The 16756-nt window shown below is 36.2% G+C and carries 9 protein-coding genes; 7 read left to right on the forward strand and 2 right to left on the reverse strand.

Translation table 11 applies throughout. From position 1 onward, the window contains the following. Positions 1 to 26: 26 nt before the first annotated feature. On the reverse strand, positions 27 to 1418 hold the full coding sequence (locus AC000W_RS00815; protein ID WP_474745216.1) for an AGE family epimerase/isomerase: 1392 nt from the start codon (positions 1416 to 1418) through the stop codon (positions 27 to 29). Positions 1419 to 1598: 180 nt separating this feature from the next. Here AC000W_RS00815 and AC000W_RS00820 point away from each other — a divergent pair, with 180 nt between their 5' ends. Genes AC000W_RS00820 through AC000W_RS00840 form a run of 5 tightly spaced genes read left to right on the forward strand, consistent with a single transcriptional unit; the run spans position 1599 to position 10140 of the window. Further along, positions 1599 to 4442, forward strand: coding sequence for a TonB-dependent receptor (locus tag AC000W_RS00820; RefSeq protein WP_474745218.1), 2844 nt, complete (start codon positions 1599 to 1601; stop codon positions 4440 to 4442). A 19-nt stretch (positions 4443 to 4461) separates the two neighbouring features. Then, on the forward strand, positions 4462 to 5688 hold the full coding sequence (locus AC000W_RS00825; protein ID WP_474745220.1) for a DUF4249 domain-containing protein: 1227 nt from the start codon (positions 4462 to 4464) through the stop codon (positions 5686 to 5688). Further along, entirely contained in the window at positions 5685 to 6995 is a 1311-nt protein-coding gene (locus AC000W_RS00830) for a DUF4249 family protein (RefSeq protein ID WP_474745222.1), read from the forward strand. Before AC000W_RS00825 ends, AC000W_RS00830 begins: the two co-directional genes overlap by 4 nt. A 38-nt stretch (positions 6996 to 7033) precedes the next feature. Further along, on the forward strand, positions 7034 to 8344 hold the full coding sequence (locus AC000W_RS00835) for a DUF4249 domain-containing protein (protein ID WP_474745223.1): 1311 nt from the start codon (positions 7034 to 7036) through the stop codon (positions 8342 to 8344). A gap of 11 nt (positions 8345 to 8355) precedes the next feature. Continuing rightward, positions 8356 to 10140, forward strand: a complete 1785-nt coding sequence (locus AC000W_RS00840; protein ID WP_474745224.1) for a hypothetical protein — start codon at positions 8356 to 8358, stop codon at positions 10138 to 10140. A gap of 65 nt (positions 10141 to 10205) precedes the next feature. Here AC000W_RS00840 and AC000W_RS00845 read toward each other — a convergent pair whose 3' ends face one another. After that, a complete protein-coding gene (locus tag AC000W_RS00845) occupies positions 10206 to 10961 on the reverse strand; it encodes a sulfite exporter TauE/SafE family protein (RefSeq protein WP_474745225.1) in 756 nt (251 codons plus the stop codon). A 74-nt stretch (positions 10962 to 11035) separates the two neighbouring features. Between AC000W_RS00845 and AC000W_RS00850 the strand changes: the two genes are divergently transcribed. Together AC000W_RS00850 and AC000W_RS00855 are read left to right on the forward strand one after the other, a co-directional pair. Then, positions 11036 to 12847, forward strand: a complete 1812-nt coding sequence (locus AC000W_RS00850) for a sodium:solute symporter family protein (RefSeq protein ID WP_474745226.1) — start codon at positions 11036 to 11038, stop codon at positions 12845 to 12847. A gap of 105 nt (positions 12848 to 12952) precedes the next feature. Beyond that, the gene (locus AC000W_RS00855) at positions 12953 to 16750 is read left to right on the forward strand and encodes a transglutaminase domain-containing protein (protein ID WP_474745227.1); all 3798 of its coding nucleotides are present in this window, start codon (positions 12953 to 12955) and stop codon (positions 16748 to 16750) included. Positions 16751 to 16756 lie beyond the last annotated feature (6 nt).

Raw genomic sequence — 16756 nt, forward strand, 5'->3', positions numbered from 1 at the left:
CCTCATTTTTAATGAGGGCTTTTTTATTAATGCTCGTTTTGAGTCAATACAAAATCACCTTTTAACATCTGAATGACATTTACCAAAGCTCTAATATTATGATAGTTTACTTTCCAAACTTGCGCTTTTACATCTTTGTTGGCATCAGGTTTAGAGTCTAATCCCTCATGGTACCAACCACCGTGCTCATGGTCTATCATATAGGTGTTTAGGTATGCCCATTGCTTTTCAAACAATTTAGCATACTGCTCTTCTTCTGGATATAGTTTTGATAATAAAAGAAGAGAATTAAGTCCTTCTGCTTGAGTCCACCATACTTTGGCAGGATTTTCTATGACACACTCATCGGAATCATTATAGTAGTATCCACCATCATAAAACCCGCCTTTTTCCGCATCCCACCCTTTGTCAAGGGAATGGTCTACCATTTTTTTGCCTATTGCTAAGGTTTTAGAATCGTCTTCAATGTGCAAAACATGAGATGCTTCTAACATTAAAAACGCTGTTTCTACATCATGCCCAAAAGAAATATGGTCCAGCCAAAAATTGGCCTTTCTAAAGGTTTCGGTTGAATCTTTAAAAGAAACTGGAGTCCAGTCTCTTTCTAGATGTAATGTTAAGGAGCCTATGTCTGTAGTTATGGTATCTCTAATTAAAACTAGTAACTCATTTAAACGTTCTTTTACTAGCGGGTCTGGCCAAACCTCATACAAAGCCGTAAAGGACTCCATCAAGTGAATGGATGAGTTTTGGTCTTTCCAGTCTTTTCTAACAAAATCACTATAATTATTATCATTTTCTGCAACATCTAACATCCAAGAGCCATCTTGTTTTAGCACATCAAAATATCCTTTATGTTCAGGATCATGGGCATGTTCTTCTAACCACAGGAATGTTTTCTTTGCCAAGTTTAGGGCCGTAGTATCTTTAGATATTTTATAGTAGGTAGATAGGCCATAAATAGCAAAAGAATTGCCATAAGCACTTTTAGAGGTTGACAGTAATTTTAGAGAATCGTGTTCTATGCCTTTTAGTGTATAAAAACCCCCATTTTCATCATCCCACATATTGTTTTTTAAAAAATCAACACCATGTTTTGCAATTTCCTGGTATTTGTTGTCACCATAAAACATTGCTAAGGTAGAAGCCGTCCAAACATGCCTTGCTTGGGTAACCAACATTTTATTTTGTGCTCCGGCTGCATTCCATTCTGCATCAAAATCTGCTAAAAACCCCCCATGCACAGTATCTATGCTTTTTGGATACCAAACATTGATTAATTCTTCCAAAGAAGCTTCAATTTCTGGCAAAAGTTGAACAAGCTCATCCTTTTTCTTGACCTCTTCCTGTTTGCAAGATTGAAAAAACAACAAAGCAAAGAGAGAAAAAACTTTGAGTGAAATAAACAAAAACTTCATATAAATCAATATTATACACTAAAACTAACCAATAATTCAATATGGGAGAAAAATTAGTATTGCAATTAAAGTTTTGTTGAATACCTTTTTATAAAATTAAAAAAGTAAATTTAGCTTATATCTTGCTTCAATTTCTTGGGAATAGTTTAAAAGTCAAGCTGTTAGAACACTCGAAACAATATGAAATACGAATTAAATTATAGAACATTTTTAAAGATTGGCAATTTATCAATTCATAGGTTGCGAATTTTGCAAAGAATCACTGTTTCCGTGTTTTTTGCCATAATGTCGGCATGGTCTTATGGCCAAGAACAGCCCCTTTATTCTGGGGAATATTCCAATACGTCTTTGAAAGAAATTCTTGTAAAATTAGAGAAGGAAACAGGCTTTAAGTTCTTTTTTGTAGATGAATGGGTGACAAAGGACACAGTTTCGATAGCTTATGAAAACGAATCGATTCCCAGCATTTTAGAAGAGGTTTTGTCCAAGACAGATTTGAATTTTTATATAAAAGAGAATGAAAAGCGCGTTTTTTTGCTGGAAAACACCATCATTTACGATGAATTGCCAATTGGTTTTTTTAGGAAGATAAATGCACAAGAAGAAGGCGTGGAAGATACAAGGGCAGGCAATGTTCCACCCCCTCCTTTTTTGGGAGATGAAATTAGACGAGCTCAAAAAAAATACAGTATTGCAAGAATTGGCAAGTCTGATCAAACTAATTTAAAACCAACATATACTCTTAAGGGAAAAGCTGTTAACGCCCGTACAGGAGAACCAATTCAGGATTTGGCCATTAGATTAAAGGGGTCAAATTTAATAACAATTACAGATGGCGCGGGAAATTATGAGTTGGAACTTCCATCAGGATATAACATAATTACCACTAGCGCAATGGGAATTGCAGCTTTGGAGCGAGAAATAATCATGTACAATGACGGGAGGTTGGATTTGGTGCTTGAAGAAGGTTTGCAGGAGCTGGAAGAGGTGGTGGTGGAGGCAGATGCCGCCAAAAATGTTGAAGATGCCATAACCGGTAGTGAACAGATTAATTCTGAAGAATCAAAAAACATTCCTTTGGTATTAGGGGAAAGGGACATTCTACAAGTGGCCAAGGCCCTGCCGGGAATATCTTCTGCTGGAGAAGGGGCAACGGGTCTAAATGTACGTGGCGGAAAAACGGACCAGAACCTTGTTCTATTGGATGATGCCGTAATTTATAACCCGCAACATTTTTTCGGGATATTCCAAGCGTTAAACCCTTTTACGACCAAAGGAGTAGATATTTACAAAGGGGCAATGCCCGTAGAGTTTGGGGGTAGGCTGTCTTCTGTTTTTGATATCCGTACCAAAAATGGAAACGTTGAAAAAATAACTGGCGAGGGATCCATTGGCCCCGTCACAGGCAATTTGGCCCTGGAAATTCCTTTGGAGAAGGACAAATCATCACTTGTAGTGGGCGCTAGGGGAGCGTATGCAGATTGGATTTTGCGTTCTTTGGATGACGAGTCATTAAATAATAGCAATGCCTCATTTTTTGATGGAATATTAAAATACCACAATAAAATCAATGAAAACAATGAGGTAAAGGCTACTGCATATTACAGCCGGGATGCTTTTAGTATCACGTCAGATTCCCTCTACAATTATAGTAATCGTCTTTTTTCAACAAGATGGGATCACCAGTTCAATGAAAAGACTAATGCCGCATTGTTTGTTGGCAATAGTGATTATGGGTTTGGAATTGATTTTGATGGAGAGGCCAACACCGATTTCAATTTGAATTATAGTATTAATGAAACGGAACTGAAGTATAAGTTGCGAACCATTTTTAACGATGAAAACGCATTTGATTACGGGTTGTCGCTCAAATATTACTCAGTAAATCCAGGAAGTCTAGAACCTGATGGAATAGGTTCTAACATTGTCCCAACTTTTATAGATAATGAACAGGCGGTCGAAGGGGCCTTGTTTATTGGTGATGAAATTAAGTTTGGGGAAGAGTTTTTGGTCAATTTAGGTCTGCGGTATGCTTTTTTTGCAGCGCTGGGTTCTGGAGAGCAAAGAACGTATTTAGAGGGCTTGCCAAAAAACGAATCAACAGTACAAAACACTACATCCTATGATGGCGGAGAGGTTATTGAAACCTACGGTGGCCCAGAAGTTCGGATTTCCGCTAGATATTTAATTACACCGGATTTTTCTATAAAAGCAAGTGTTAACAATTCATATCAATTTTTGCACACGCTATCCAACAATACAACGGTTTCTCCAATAGACACATGGAAACTGTCTGATTTAAATATTAAACCCCAACAAGGTTACCAAGCATCATTAGGGCTGTATAAAAATTTTAAGGAGAACGAATATGAACTAAGCCTTGAGGGATACTATAAAAGAATGGATGATGTTCTGGATTTTAAGACCGGGGCGAATCTTTTTTTGAATGAAAATGTGGAGACCGAAATACTCCAAGGAGATGGAAAAGCGTATGGGGTAGAATTTTTACTAAAAAAGAATAGGGGCAACCTTAATGGCTGGCTAAGCTATACCTACTCAAGGTCACTGTACCGTTTTGACAGTGAGTTTAGTGAGGAGAGAATTAACAATGGCGAATTTTTTGCATCTAATTTTGACAAACCGCACGATGTAAGTCTAATTGCAAATTATAGGCTCACTAGAAGATATAGTTTTTCCGCAAATTTTGTGTACCAAACAGGTAGACCGGTTACCTATCCAATAGGAACTTTTAGGTTCAACAATGCTGATTTTGTTGCTTTTAGCAATAGGAACGAGTTTCGCATTCCAGATTTTTATAGATTGGATCTAGGGGTAAATATTGAGGGAAATCATAGAAAAAACAAGCTAGCACACAGCTTTGTTACTGTTTCCGTTTATAATGTTCTGGGCCGTAACAACCCTTATTCGGTCTTTTTTGTGACCGAAGATGGAGAGGTAAAAGCTTTGCAGAGCTCTATTTTTGGAATACCAATACCCTCTATCACTTACAATTTTAAATTCTAGAAATCTTTAAATAGAAAAGATGAAAAAGGAACTAAAATGGTTGAGTTTATTTTGTATTGTAAGTTGCATACAACCTTTTGATGCAAAAACCATTGGTTTTAAAAATATTTTGGTGGTGGACGCTTTGTTAACAGATGAGTTGAAATCCCATAAGGTAGTTTTAACGCGCCTTTTTAAATTTGAGGAAGAAAACCCAACAGAAGAAACAGGGGCATTGGTGAAAATTTTAAACGGACAAGATATAGAATATACCTTTGAGGAAACTGAGCCCGGAACTTATTATTCAAACATTGAGTTCGCTGCAGAACATGGGAATGAGTATGTATTAAAAGTCACAACTTCTGATGGCAAAAAATATGAGTCAGAAGTTGTACGCACTCCTCAAAAAGTACCTATCTCCAATCTTATTTCCCAGAGACTCATAAACGATGAGGGTGTAGAGGGCGCTGGGATTTTTTTAAATAATGCTTCAACATCAAAAGACCCAACTTTTTTTCGTTTTGAGTATGAAGAAACTTATAAAATTATTGCACCTAAATGGGATCCTTTTGAATTTGAGGTAGTTTATTACGTTCCTTGTACCAGAAGACAATATGAAGTAGGGATTAAACCCAGGATAGAGGAGCAAAAGACGTGTTTTGGGTCCGCACTGTCATCACGGATTATTCAGGCTTCTACATCGGATTTGGATAAGAATCAAATTAAAAACAAAGAAATACGGTTTATATCAAGAAACAATTATATAATGTCTCATAGGTATAGCATTTTGGTGAGGCAGTTTTCCCAAAACGTGGATGCCCATTCATATTACCAGGGTTTGGAAAGCTTTTCATCATCAGACAATATATTCTCGCAGATACAGCCTGGATTTTTGGAGGGCAACATGGTATCAATATCCAATTCCACGGAAAATGTGTTGGGCTATTTTGAGGTCGCTTCAGTAAGTGAAAAAAGAACGTATTTTAATTATGACGATTTATTTCCTGGAGAACCTTTGCCGCCATATGCAATAAATTGCAATACACTGGGCAATCCACCCTTATATGGTCCGGGATATCATTGTGATGGTCTTGTATGTGATGGGGATTGTGACTCTCCTCTTATTGAGGCTATTCTGGCAGGGTTGATAACCTTTGCTGCTGAAAAGGAAGGGGATGATTTTAGCCCATATTTTACTTGGCCAAGCCCTTGTGGTGATTGTACCAAGTTGGGAAGCAATATTGTACCAGAATTTTGGATAGAATGATGAAAAAAATAGCACTACTAGTTTCTTTAATTGTAATATGCTTCTCTTGTATAGAAGAAGTAGATTTGGCCGTCGGAGCTAAAGGAAGTATAAAACCGGACATTTTAATAGTTGAAGGTACATTAACCAATGAGCTAAAAAACCATAGGGTTATTTTGACCAAAGTGGATACAATTATTGATTTGGAAATAGACTCTACTTACAATCCCTTTATACCATCTTGGGACATTGACAGGGACTTGGTCAATTATGAAGAAAATGCCCAGGTTGAGGTTGTTGATGGTACAGGGGCTATATACACTTTTAATGAGACCAGCCCAGGTGTTTATGAATCAATTTCTCAATTTGCGGCGGAACAAAACAATACATATCAACTAAAAGTGAGAACATCTGCTGGCAAGGATATTTCTTCAAAACCTATGAAGATTCAAGGGGTATCGTCTATTGACAATCTTTATGCAGAAAAAACCATTAGTGATACGGGTGTGGAAGGCATAGGGATTTTTATTGACAATAGTAGTGAAGCTGGGAATGCTCAAAATTTACGTTATGTATATGATGAAACATATAAGATTATTGCCCCGGATTGGACTCCTTTTGAGTTTAAACTAAGCAATTATGACCCATGCGCATTGCCCGTTCCCACGTATGATCTGGAGATTGTGGAACGAACCGAAGAGCAACAAATTTGCTATGCCACAGAGGCTTCAAATGAAATTGTACAAGCACAATTGTCTAATATTGATGATAGCAGTCTAGAACGTTTTATGGTTCGTTTTTTGGGAAAGGATAACTTTATGATTTCGCATAGATACAGTATTGAGGTATCTCAAATGGTTTCAAGTGCAGAGGCCTATGGCTTTTATGATCAATTGAACAATTTTAGTCAAACGGGCAATGTGTTTTCCCAAGTACAACCGGGATTTTTAGAAGGAAATTTATATGCAGATGATGGTAGCCTTGGTGTTGTCATGGGCTTTTTTGATGTGGTATCAGTGTCAAAGGACAGAGTGTTTTTTAATTATACAGATTTTTATCCGGAAGAACCCCTGCCTCCTTTTCCATTTGTTTGTGGCCTGCATTCGTCACCAGAATCGCATGTGAGCTATTGTTTTCAAGGAGAGGCAATGAACAATTGCCCCCAATCAATAATAGAGCGTGTAAATGAAGGATTAATTGCTTTTGTCGGAAATAATGATTTAAATATTGGTACCTGTCCTGGCCCATATATTTATGTGCCATCTGTTTGTGGAGATTGTACAACCTTAGGAAGCAATGTTGTGCCAGAATTTTGGGAGGAAGAATGATAAGACAAATTTGTATATCATACTTTTTAATGATTTGCATGTTTGCATGTGTAGAGCCTATAGATGTAAGTGAAGAAATATCATCCGTAAAAAGCTTGGAAGGAATTATGATAATAGAGTCCAACATAACAGATATAGAGAAACTCCAAAGGGTTTTGTTGAGCAGAATGCTGCGAGTGGAAAGTGACAGTACCGTGAATGTTGAGGAAGATAGGCTGTTTGTTGCAAACTCCCCTTTTCTAATTAAGCATGGGTTGAGACCAGATTTTGAAAGTGATGCACATGTGGAAGTAAAGGACAATATTGGCAATGTTTATCCCTTTGAAGAAATTGAACCTGGCACTTATGAGTCTACAAGCCCCTTTGCTGCATTACCTAATACAACATACCAGCTTTTAGTAAGGACTCAGGATGGGGAGGAATATAATAGCTTGGAGATGCAGACCCCCATTTCCTCAGAAATAGAGAATATTCATGCAGAAAGAATAGTGAACGGAAACGGAGAAGAGGGTATGGGTATTTTTGTGGACACTTCTTTCCCCGAGGACAGCGACAAGTTTTTTAGATATACTTTTGAGGAGACCTATAAGATAATTGCTCCACAATGGACCCTATATGAGTTTGAGATTATCAGGGACGAGTTGGAGTTTGTTCTGGATAATTTTGGCAATGTTGAAGGAATTCTATATCCAGACGTAAGGTTAATCCCAAGAGTAAGAGAGGAACAGGTCTGTTACAAGACGGATGTTTCCAATGTGGAAACATTGTTCAACGCTAATGTCTTGAACAGTTCGATTGCAACCAAAAATAGGGTGAGGTTCATAAGCAGAAACAATCCCATTATTTCCCACAGATACAGCATCTTGATAAGGCAGTTTGGAATAAGCGGGGATTCTTTTGAATTTTATGAACGGTTAAGGGCATTTTCACAGAGCGAATCGGTTTTTAGTCAAATTCAACCAGGGAGTTTGGAGGGGAATGTTTCTAACGTAAATGGCAGTGCTGGGGTCATTGGATATTTTGATGTTAGTAGTGAGACAAGTGAGCGCCTTTATTTTAATTATGAAGACTTTTTCCCTAATGAACCCCTGCCTCCTTATTTTGGGACCTTTGATTGTACCCGTTTGTTGAGTCCACCACTTCCAAATCCCGAAAGGGATGGACCCCCTTCTCCAGATGGGCCATGTCCATACCCTTTGGTTGATAGGATTAATTTAGAATTGGTTGAGTATTATGATGTTAATCAAGGTCCTGGAATCTGTGAAGGACCATATTATGTGGTTCCAAGAATTTGTGGGGATTGTAATGTAGTTGGTAGTAATATAGCGCCTGATTTTTGGGTGGAATAAAATTATAGAGTATGAAAAAGACATTTATTGTAGGAATTGTTACCATGGTATTTTGCTTAACGGCAAATGCACAGTATATTATTAAGACCCCGGAAGAATTAGTCAATTTAAAAAAATTACCACAAGAAAAAACTTATGTGGACCATACGGGCCCTGTGCTTTTTTCGGGGGAGTACTTATATTATGCACTCTATTGTTTCAATGCGCAAAACAACAAACTTAGCAATATCAGTAAAATTGGTTATGTGGAGTTGGTAAATGAGGCCAAGGAAAAGGTATTTGAACATAAAATTAGACTTGAAAAAGGATTGGGCAAAGGAGATTTTTTTATATCGACACACATTCCATCTGGTAAGTATAAGATTTTGGCCTATACCCAGTGGATGAAAAATGGTGGATTGGAACAGGTCTATAAAGATGATATCGTTATAATAAACCCTTACTTAGTAGACCAATCAGCTCTTTTAAAAAATAACCCGCCAATAATAGAGGCAGATGCTGGTACAAGAAAACAGTTGATGAGCAGTGAAATTGACTCGGCCACGATTTCATTTAGTATGGATAAGACAAATTATACATTGCGCGAAAAAGTGCGTCTTTCCATCAAGAATTTTAAAGGTCCTTTGGGTAACGGCACATATACTGTAAAGGTTAAAAAGAAGGATGGGCTTTCCTTAGCCCCTTACTTAAATGCAATTGATTATGCTAGGGATTATTTAAATGTAGACAAACAGATTAAACAAAATGTTGGTGACAGCCTATTTTTGCCAGAGCAACGGGGAGAGCTATTTTATGGAGCCGTAATGGACAGTATGTCAAAAACCCCCATTAAAGATGCTCCTGTAGTAATATCCATTCCTGGGGCGGAGTTTTTATTGAAGTTTTCTCAAACGGATGAAAACGGAAATTTTTATTCTTATCTCCGCAAGAACTATAAAAATGCCTTGGCGGTAGTCCAAGTAGTAGAAGAAGGTAAATCATATAGTATTAGCAAAGGCGGTGTAAAGAATCTTGATTTAGCTGGTCTTGAATTTTCAGATTTTGAGCTTTCCAAAGATTATGAAGATTTGATTAAGGAAAGAAGCATCATTAATCAAATTGAAAATCAATTTTTTACCATTAAACCAGATTCTATTTTGCTGGGAGATCCAATAGATCCTTTTGACGGGGGGCTTCCAGAGGTGATTAAACTTGATGAATATACCCGTTTCCCTACTCTAGAAGAAACGTTGGTAGAAGTTGTAAAGTTTGCAGGCTATAGGTCAGGAGGAAATGAAAATGATTATATCAAAATTTCACAGGAATTTGAGCTTCAGAACGAAGAATATGTCAGTTTCCCTGCAATTGTTGTTATAGATGGGGTTTTTATATTGAACCATGAAAAAATAAGAAAATTTGATGCTCGCAGAATTGAAAAAATAAGTTTGATCAGGGATCAATTTCGTTTGGGGGGGCAAGATTATCAAGGGATTATGTCCATAGAAACTTTTGATGCCGATTATTTAGAAACCCATTCGGCAAAAAACAATCTAGTTGTTGAATTTGATGCTCCAGTTGCCAAGAAAAATTACTATACTCAATTATATAGTGAGGAAGAAGAATTTTCCAGAATACCAGATTACAGGTCTTTGCTTTTTTGGAAACCTCAATTTACCATTGACAGTAGCGCATATGATTTTGAGTTCTATACTAGTGATATTGAAGGGGAATATGAAATCTTTTTGAATGGTTTTACCTCCTATGGCAAACCAATATCCGTAACCAAGAGCATTAATGTGTCCAAGCGGCCTTTTTGATATTGTCCTAGAAAAAATAACGTATTTAAAACATTTTCAATAGAACCCAAGTAGAGTATTGTGGCTTATCGGAACAAAATTAAAAGAGCTCCTAAGGCCGTAAGCCCCAAAATTAACTTTCTATACAACTTATCTTGTATTGTGTTAACCAATTTTACTCCAAAAAACAACCCTAAAAGCACACTTGGAATTAACTTTAGATTGACCATCAATGTGTCGGGAGTAATGGTTTTCCAAACAAAAATGTGAAAAGGCAGCTTAAAAATATTAATAAAAAGAAACAACCATGCAGCTGTACCTATAAACTCATTTTTTGGTAAGCGAATTGCTAAGAAATAGATGTTGGAAAATGCCCCGGCTAAATTACCAATCATGGTGGTAATCCCCGCCATAATTCCTGTAAAACCAGCAAATGCCCAATGACTAGGAACTGTTTTGGAGGGGCGTTTATCCCACCAATACATAGTGATTACGCTTATTAAAATAATCACAGACATACATATTTTAAACGTTTGCTCTGGCATGTCTTTTCCAAGTACAACTCCTACAAGCACACCCGCCATCATCCAAGGAAGAAAGCGGACGATGTGTTTCCATTGGGTATGTCTATTGTAATAAATTACCGCAAAAATATCCCCCACAATAAGCATAGGAACTATAATTCCTGTAGATTCTTTTGCGCCAAAAGCATAAGCCATTAAGGTAACAATAATGATGGCTATCCCTTTGAGCCCCGCTTTAGACACCCCTATGACAAAAGCGGCAATAAAAGCCAACACCCACGATGTGGTTGAAATTTCATTGGCCAAAGAAAGAATCATGGGTTTGGTTTAGTGGTATAGTGGCAAAAGTATCGTAAAAAACAATATATTTATACAATGACCAAAACTAAACTATGGAATTAAGCACTCTGGATTACACCATTATTATCGTTTTTTTCACAATTGTTCTTTCTATAGGAATTTATGTTTCTAAAAAATCTGGAAAAAACACCACGGAATATTTTTTATCTGGAAGAACGATGCCTTGGTGGTTATTGGGACTTTCCATGGTGGCGACGACATTTTCAACTGATACGCCGAACTTGGTTACAGACATAGTAAGAACAAATGGAGTATCTGGAAATTGGGTATGGTGGGCTTTTTTAATAACGGGATTATTAACAGTTTTTGTGTACGCTAAGCTGTGGAGAAAGTCGAATGTAAATACTGATTTGGAATTTTATGAATTGCGATATGGAGGAGCTCCGGCAAGTTTTTTAAGAAAATTTAGAGCCGTGTATCTTGGTGTTATTTTTAATGTAATTACTATGTCCGCAGTTACTTTGGCGGCAATCAAGATTGGCAGTATTATGCTTGGGCTTGAGCCTTGGCAGACAGTGATAAGCGCAGGATTAATCACCGTTACTTTTAGTGCGTTAGGAGGGTTTAAAGGAGTAGTGTATACAGATTTTCTTTTGTTCTTTGTGGCAATGGGCGGTGCCATAGGCGCTGCATATTTTTTGGTTAATATTCCAGAAGTAGGAGGAATGAAAGCACTGCTCACTAATGAAAATGTAACAGACAAGCTTAATATTTTACCAGACTTTAATAATAAAAAGGCGTTAATAACCTTGTTTATTATACCATTGGCCGTACAATGGTGGAGTTCTTGGTACCCTGGAGCTGAACCTGGAGGAGGAGGATATATTGCTCAAAGAATGTTAGCTGCAAAAGATGAAAACCATGCTATTGGAGCCACCTTCTTTTTTAATATTATGCATTATGCCTTGCGACCATGGCCATGGATTTTAGTTGCCTTAGCTTCATTGGTAGTGTATCCCGATATTGCAAGTATACATGAAGCTTTTCCAAATGTAGCAGAAGATAAATTGGGTCACGATTTGGCCTATTCCGCCATGCTTACCAAATTACCTAGTGGCTTATTGGGATTGGTTTTAGCCTCTTTGGTCGCTGCCTATATGAGTACTATTTCCACTCAGTTAAATTGGGGCTCATCGTATATTGTTTATGATTTTTATAAGCAGCAAATAAACCCTAATGCCTCTGAGAAGAAGTTGGTGGCAGTTGGTAGATTGTCTACAATAATTTTGATGATTTTTAGCGCCCTACTAGCCCTTTTATTGCAAAATGCATTACAACTTTTTGATGTGCTCTTAACTTTTGGCGCGGGTACTGGTTTGATTTTTATTTTAAGATGGTTCTGGTGGCGGATTAATGCATGGAGTGAAATTACAGCCATGTTTGCTTCTGGAATAATATCTATTTTATTAAAATTGACACCTATCGGAGCCTATTTTTTTGCTACGGAAACTGGAGTTTTCCCAGATTGGGCCGAATATCTTTTTGTCGTATTGATTACTACCATTATTTGGTTGACCGCTACCTTTATGACACAACCAGAATCTAAGGAAGTACTCCATAGTTTTTATAAAAAAATACAACCAGGGGGCCCAGGATGGAACAAGGTGACTAGAGAGGCCTGTATTGAGAATAATGCAATCATTGATCCAAAACAAAAGTGGAGCGTACCATCTGGGTTATTGGCTATGTTATTAGGTTGTATATTAATTTATTCCTGTATGTTCGCCACGGGTTATTGGATTTATGGCGAAACAACAAATGCATTAATACTAACGGGTACTGCTCTAGTTTCAGGCTTATCTTTAATTAAAGTTTGGAACAAAATGAAAGAACATATTTTATAGAAGTAGCCAAAAGCGGTGTTTTTCAAAAGAGTAATTATACCAATTAGGGTAAAAATGCGTTCATAGTTAACCAAAAAGATTAACCAATAAACCACTTTTGCACCTATGAGGTATTTTTATTTTACAGCCCTTTTCTTCATTTTTTCTATTTCAAAAAATTTTTCACAACAGGTTTTTACTCCAAGTAAAGAGTGGGCTTTGCTTTTGAACAATAGTAGAGAAGAAGCCCTGTTAGAAAGCAAAAAAAACAATGAGAAGAACTTGTATAGCTACTTCACAGAAGAAATAATTAAGTCTGAAAACGGGTTGTTTAAAAGTGAGAAAGGGTTCTTAAATAAAATTAAAGGCTTTGATGACTTTGATTATTATTTGTATGCTTTGTGGAATCAAGGATTTTTCTTTGATAATTATATTAATTCGGGTTTCGCAAAAACCAATATTTCCAATGTAAATGCTATTCCTTATAATGAGATTGAAAATCCAACAGTTAGAGAGGCACTTATCTATTTAAAGAGCATAGTTGCAAGGCACAATAATGATTGGGAAGGGTATTTCAACATTACAAAGAATGTTTCCTCTATTCGTAAGTGGCAGTATTGCGGGGTTTTTGAAAATATGAACGGTAGTGGACTGGATACGGAATATGGACCAGAAAGAATCGCATATTCTACCGAAGGTTTCAATGCAAATAGCAATGGCACTGTAAATTGGTATGCCAATCCAAATTTTGAAAAAGAACCATATCAATTTTACACCAATCATTCAGAATATGGAGCTGGGGTTAATTATGCGCAAACTTTTATCACCAATAATGAAGAAAAAAGAGTTGTATTAAGATTTGGTAGCTCCTCTCGTTTTAAAGCGTGGCTCAATGATGTACTTGTTTATGAAAACATCAATGATGGAATAACAGATTTGGATGCTTATAATGTTGAGGTTACATTACCAAAAGGGATTAACCGCCTAGTGATTAAGAATGCCGATGGAGGTGGTGTAGGTTATTTTATTGCAAGAATAACAGACAAGGAAGGGAATGCTTTGTCAGATTTAAAGTATAGCACCTATTCCGAAGAATATAACAGAAGCGACGTAGCGTTAATTTCTCCCAATAACATTAAACACCCTGTAGAAGAATTTTTTGCCCAAAAAGTGGAAGCAGACCCCAACAACTTTCTATTGCAATTTTGCCTTTTAAACACTTACATAAGAAACTCAAAGTATACAGAAGCAAAAGAGATATTGTCTCCTTTGTTAAAAAAATACCCTAAGAGCTCTATTTTAAAGAAGTACATGATTGTGGCTTATACCATGGAGAAAGATTATACCTCTACAAAGGAACTAAAGGAGAATATCAAAAAAGATGATAAGAATTATTATTTGTCTTTTGTCTATGAGTTTCAAGACTCAAGAAAACTTTACAAATTGCCAATTAAGGAATTTGAGGATTTTATGAATAAATTTTCAGAATCAACTGATTCTGATATACTTAAAAAGATTTCAGAATTGTTAATCCACCTCAGAAATGAGAATAAAGAGAAAACCAAAGAAGCTATGGATTTTATTGCGTTAAATCATAGCGATAATATAAAAATATTAAGGTCGTACCTCTTTGTGTATTCTAAATACTTAAATGAAGATTCTAAATCGTTGGAAATTTTGGAGCAGATAAACAAAGATTACTTTAATTACCCTGCTTTAAAAAGCCTGGCAAGCAACTATAATAAATTGGACAAAAAGGAAAAGGTTTTACCCCTTTTTACTAAGTTATATTCGCCGCTTTTAGGAGATAATTCATATTTACAGGATTATATAGATTATTTGCACCAATATAAGAAGTATGAAGAATCTATTCCTTTAATAGAACAAATGCTAAAAAATTTCCCGCATTCTTTTGTTGCAATGGAACTTATGGGCACTGCGTTAGAACAAATGGGGCAAAAGAAGAAGGCTTTGGAATATTATAACAAGTCATTAAAGCACAACAGCGGTAGCAGTTCTCTTCGTAAAAAAATAAACGACCTGTCCAACACAAAAGATTATTTTAAACAACTAGAGGTTCCAGATGTATACACATATATTGAGGGAAACAGGAATAAAGGAATAGAAAATAATTATGGATACAACTATTTGTTGGACCAAAGCATCATTCAATTATATGAAGAAGGTGGAAACAAATCTAAATACACCTATATCGTTGAAATAACTTCGGATAATGGAATAGAATCGCTCAAGGAATTGGATTTAGGCCTGTCTGGGTCGTATAGTATTTCTAAATCTGAACTTGTAAAGCCAGATAATTCAGTAGTCCCAGCATCAAAAAGAGGATCCAAACTTGTATTTAACAACTTAGAAATAGGGGATATTATCCATATTGATTATGAAATGAACCAAAGCTCATCAGGAAGGTTTTTCAAAGACTATATCAACTATTTTCAATTTGATTCTTTTCATCCTTCTGCCAAAACAGTAGTTAAAATATTAGCTCCAAAAGAAAAACAAATAATAGGAGAAGTTGTCAATGGAGAAATTGACTATACCACAAAAAAAGTAGATGATTTTATTTGCCATATATGGAATGCTGAAAATATTCCAGGCCTAAAGGCAGAGGAAAACTATATGCCAAGCACATCGGATATCAGTAGAACACTCCATATTAGCACCATAGATTCTTGGAAGGATATCGCAATGTGGTACTCGGATTTAGTAAGACCACAATTATTGGTGAATTCTGATGTGGAGGATGCATATAAGCAAATCTTCCCTAAAGGAACCTCCCAACTTTCGGAAGACGAAAGAGCAAAGCGTATCTATTTTTATATTATGGAGAACTTTAGTTATAGCCATGTTAGCTTTATGCAAAGTGGTTATGTGCCTAAAAAACCATCAAAAACCATTAAATCTAAATTGGGTGATTGCAAGGATTTTTCTGCGCTTTATGTTACGTTAGCACAACTGGCTGGTTTAAAATCTCATATGGTTCTCGTTTTGACATCAGATTATGGAGAACGTTCTATGATGCTTCCAAATCAAGACTTTAATCATTGTATTGCAAAGGTTTTTATTGATGGAAAACCTCAGTATTTGGAATTAACGGATAACAATCTACCCTATCGTGCTATCCCCACAAGTTTAGAAGGCGCAACTGCATTGGATATTCCAAATAACTGGTATTCTCCAGAATTAAAAGACATATATAAGCTAAAAGACATTGACCATGTTTCTACGGAAGTAGAAAGTCATATGGAGTACGTATTGGGAGATAACATACATAAACTAAAAATAAATTCAATTTATAAAGGAAGTATAAACTCTAATTATGCCGGGATATTAAAAGAAAAAAAATATACGACTATAAGGGATGCAATCTCGGACGATTTTGCAGCTCGAATCTCAGAAGATTTTAAATTAGATTCCATATATAATATTAAATATGATCTAAGGTCGCCTAATGTTGAATACACTTCTGATCTTACTATAAATGAAGCAATGGATGAAATTGGAAGCATGAAGGTTTTCAGATTGCCTAAAGTCAACAATGCATACAATACTTCTATTATTACTGAAGACGAGCGGTATTTCCCTATTGATTATGTATTGTATGAAAATGCGGATGTGTATAAATCTAGTTATGTAGTGAGAATAGACAAGGATGAGCGTTTTGTTGAAGTCCCAGAAAGCAAGAATTATAGTTTTAAGAACCATAGCTTTGTTATTGATTATAAATTGGGTGATGAAAATGAACTTCTAGTGCGCATAGAGGCACATACCCCAAAAGATAGAATTGCCGTAGAAGACTATTCTGATTTTAAAAAGTATGTTAAAGCCGTTCTAGATGCCAAAGAACAATTAATTGGGTTTAAAAAAGTCACCAAGCCATCTAAGGTTAGCTTTTCCAATAAATAAAAGGCT

This window comes from Saonia sp., from assembly GCF_056326165.1.

Coding starts and splice junctions, on each gene's coding strand:
- AC000W_RS00845 (WP_474745225.1), bottom strand. CDS start 10,961: ATGATTCTTTCTTTGGCCAATGAAATTTCAACCACATCGTGGGTGTTG.
- AC000W_RS00830 (WP_474745222.1), top strand. CDS start 5,685: ATGATGAAAAAAATAGCACTACTAGTTTCTTTAATTGTAATATGCTTC.
- AC000W_RS00835 (WP_474745223.1), top strand. CDS start 7,034: ATGTTTGCATGTGTAGAGCCTATAGATGTAAGTGAAGAAATATCATCC.
- AC000W_RS00840 (WP_474745224.1), top strand. CDS start 8,356: ATGAAAAAGACATTTATTGTAGGAATTGTTACCATGGTATTTTGCTTA.
- AC000W_RS00825 (WP_474745220.1), top strand. CDS start 4,462: ATGAAAAAGGAACTAAAATGGTTGAGTTTATTTTGTATTGTAAGTTGC.
- AC000W_RS00850 (WP_474745226.1), top strand. CDS start 11,036: ATGGAATTAAGCACTCTGGATTACACCATTATTATCGTTTTTTTCACA.
- AC000W_RS00815 (WP_474745216.1), bottom strand. CDS start 1,418: ATGAAGTTTTTGTTTATTTCACTCAAAGTTTTTTCTCTCTTTGCTTTG.
- AC000W_RS00855 (WP_474745227.1), top strand. CDS start 12,953: ATGAGGTATTTTTATTTTACAGCCCTTTTCTTCATTTTTTCTATTTCA.
- AC000W_RS00820 (WP_474745218.1), top strand. CDS start 1,599: ATGAAATACGAATTAAATTATAGAACATTTTTAAAGATTGGCAATTTA.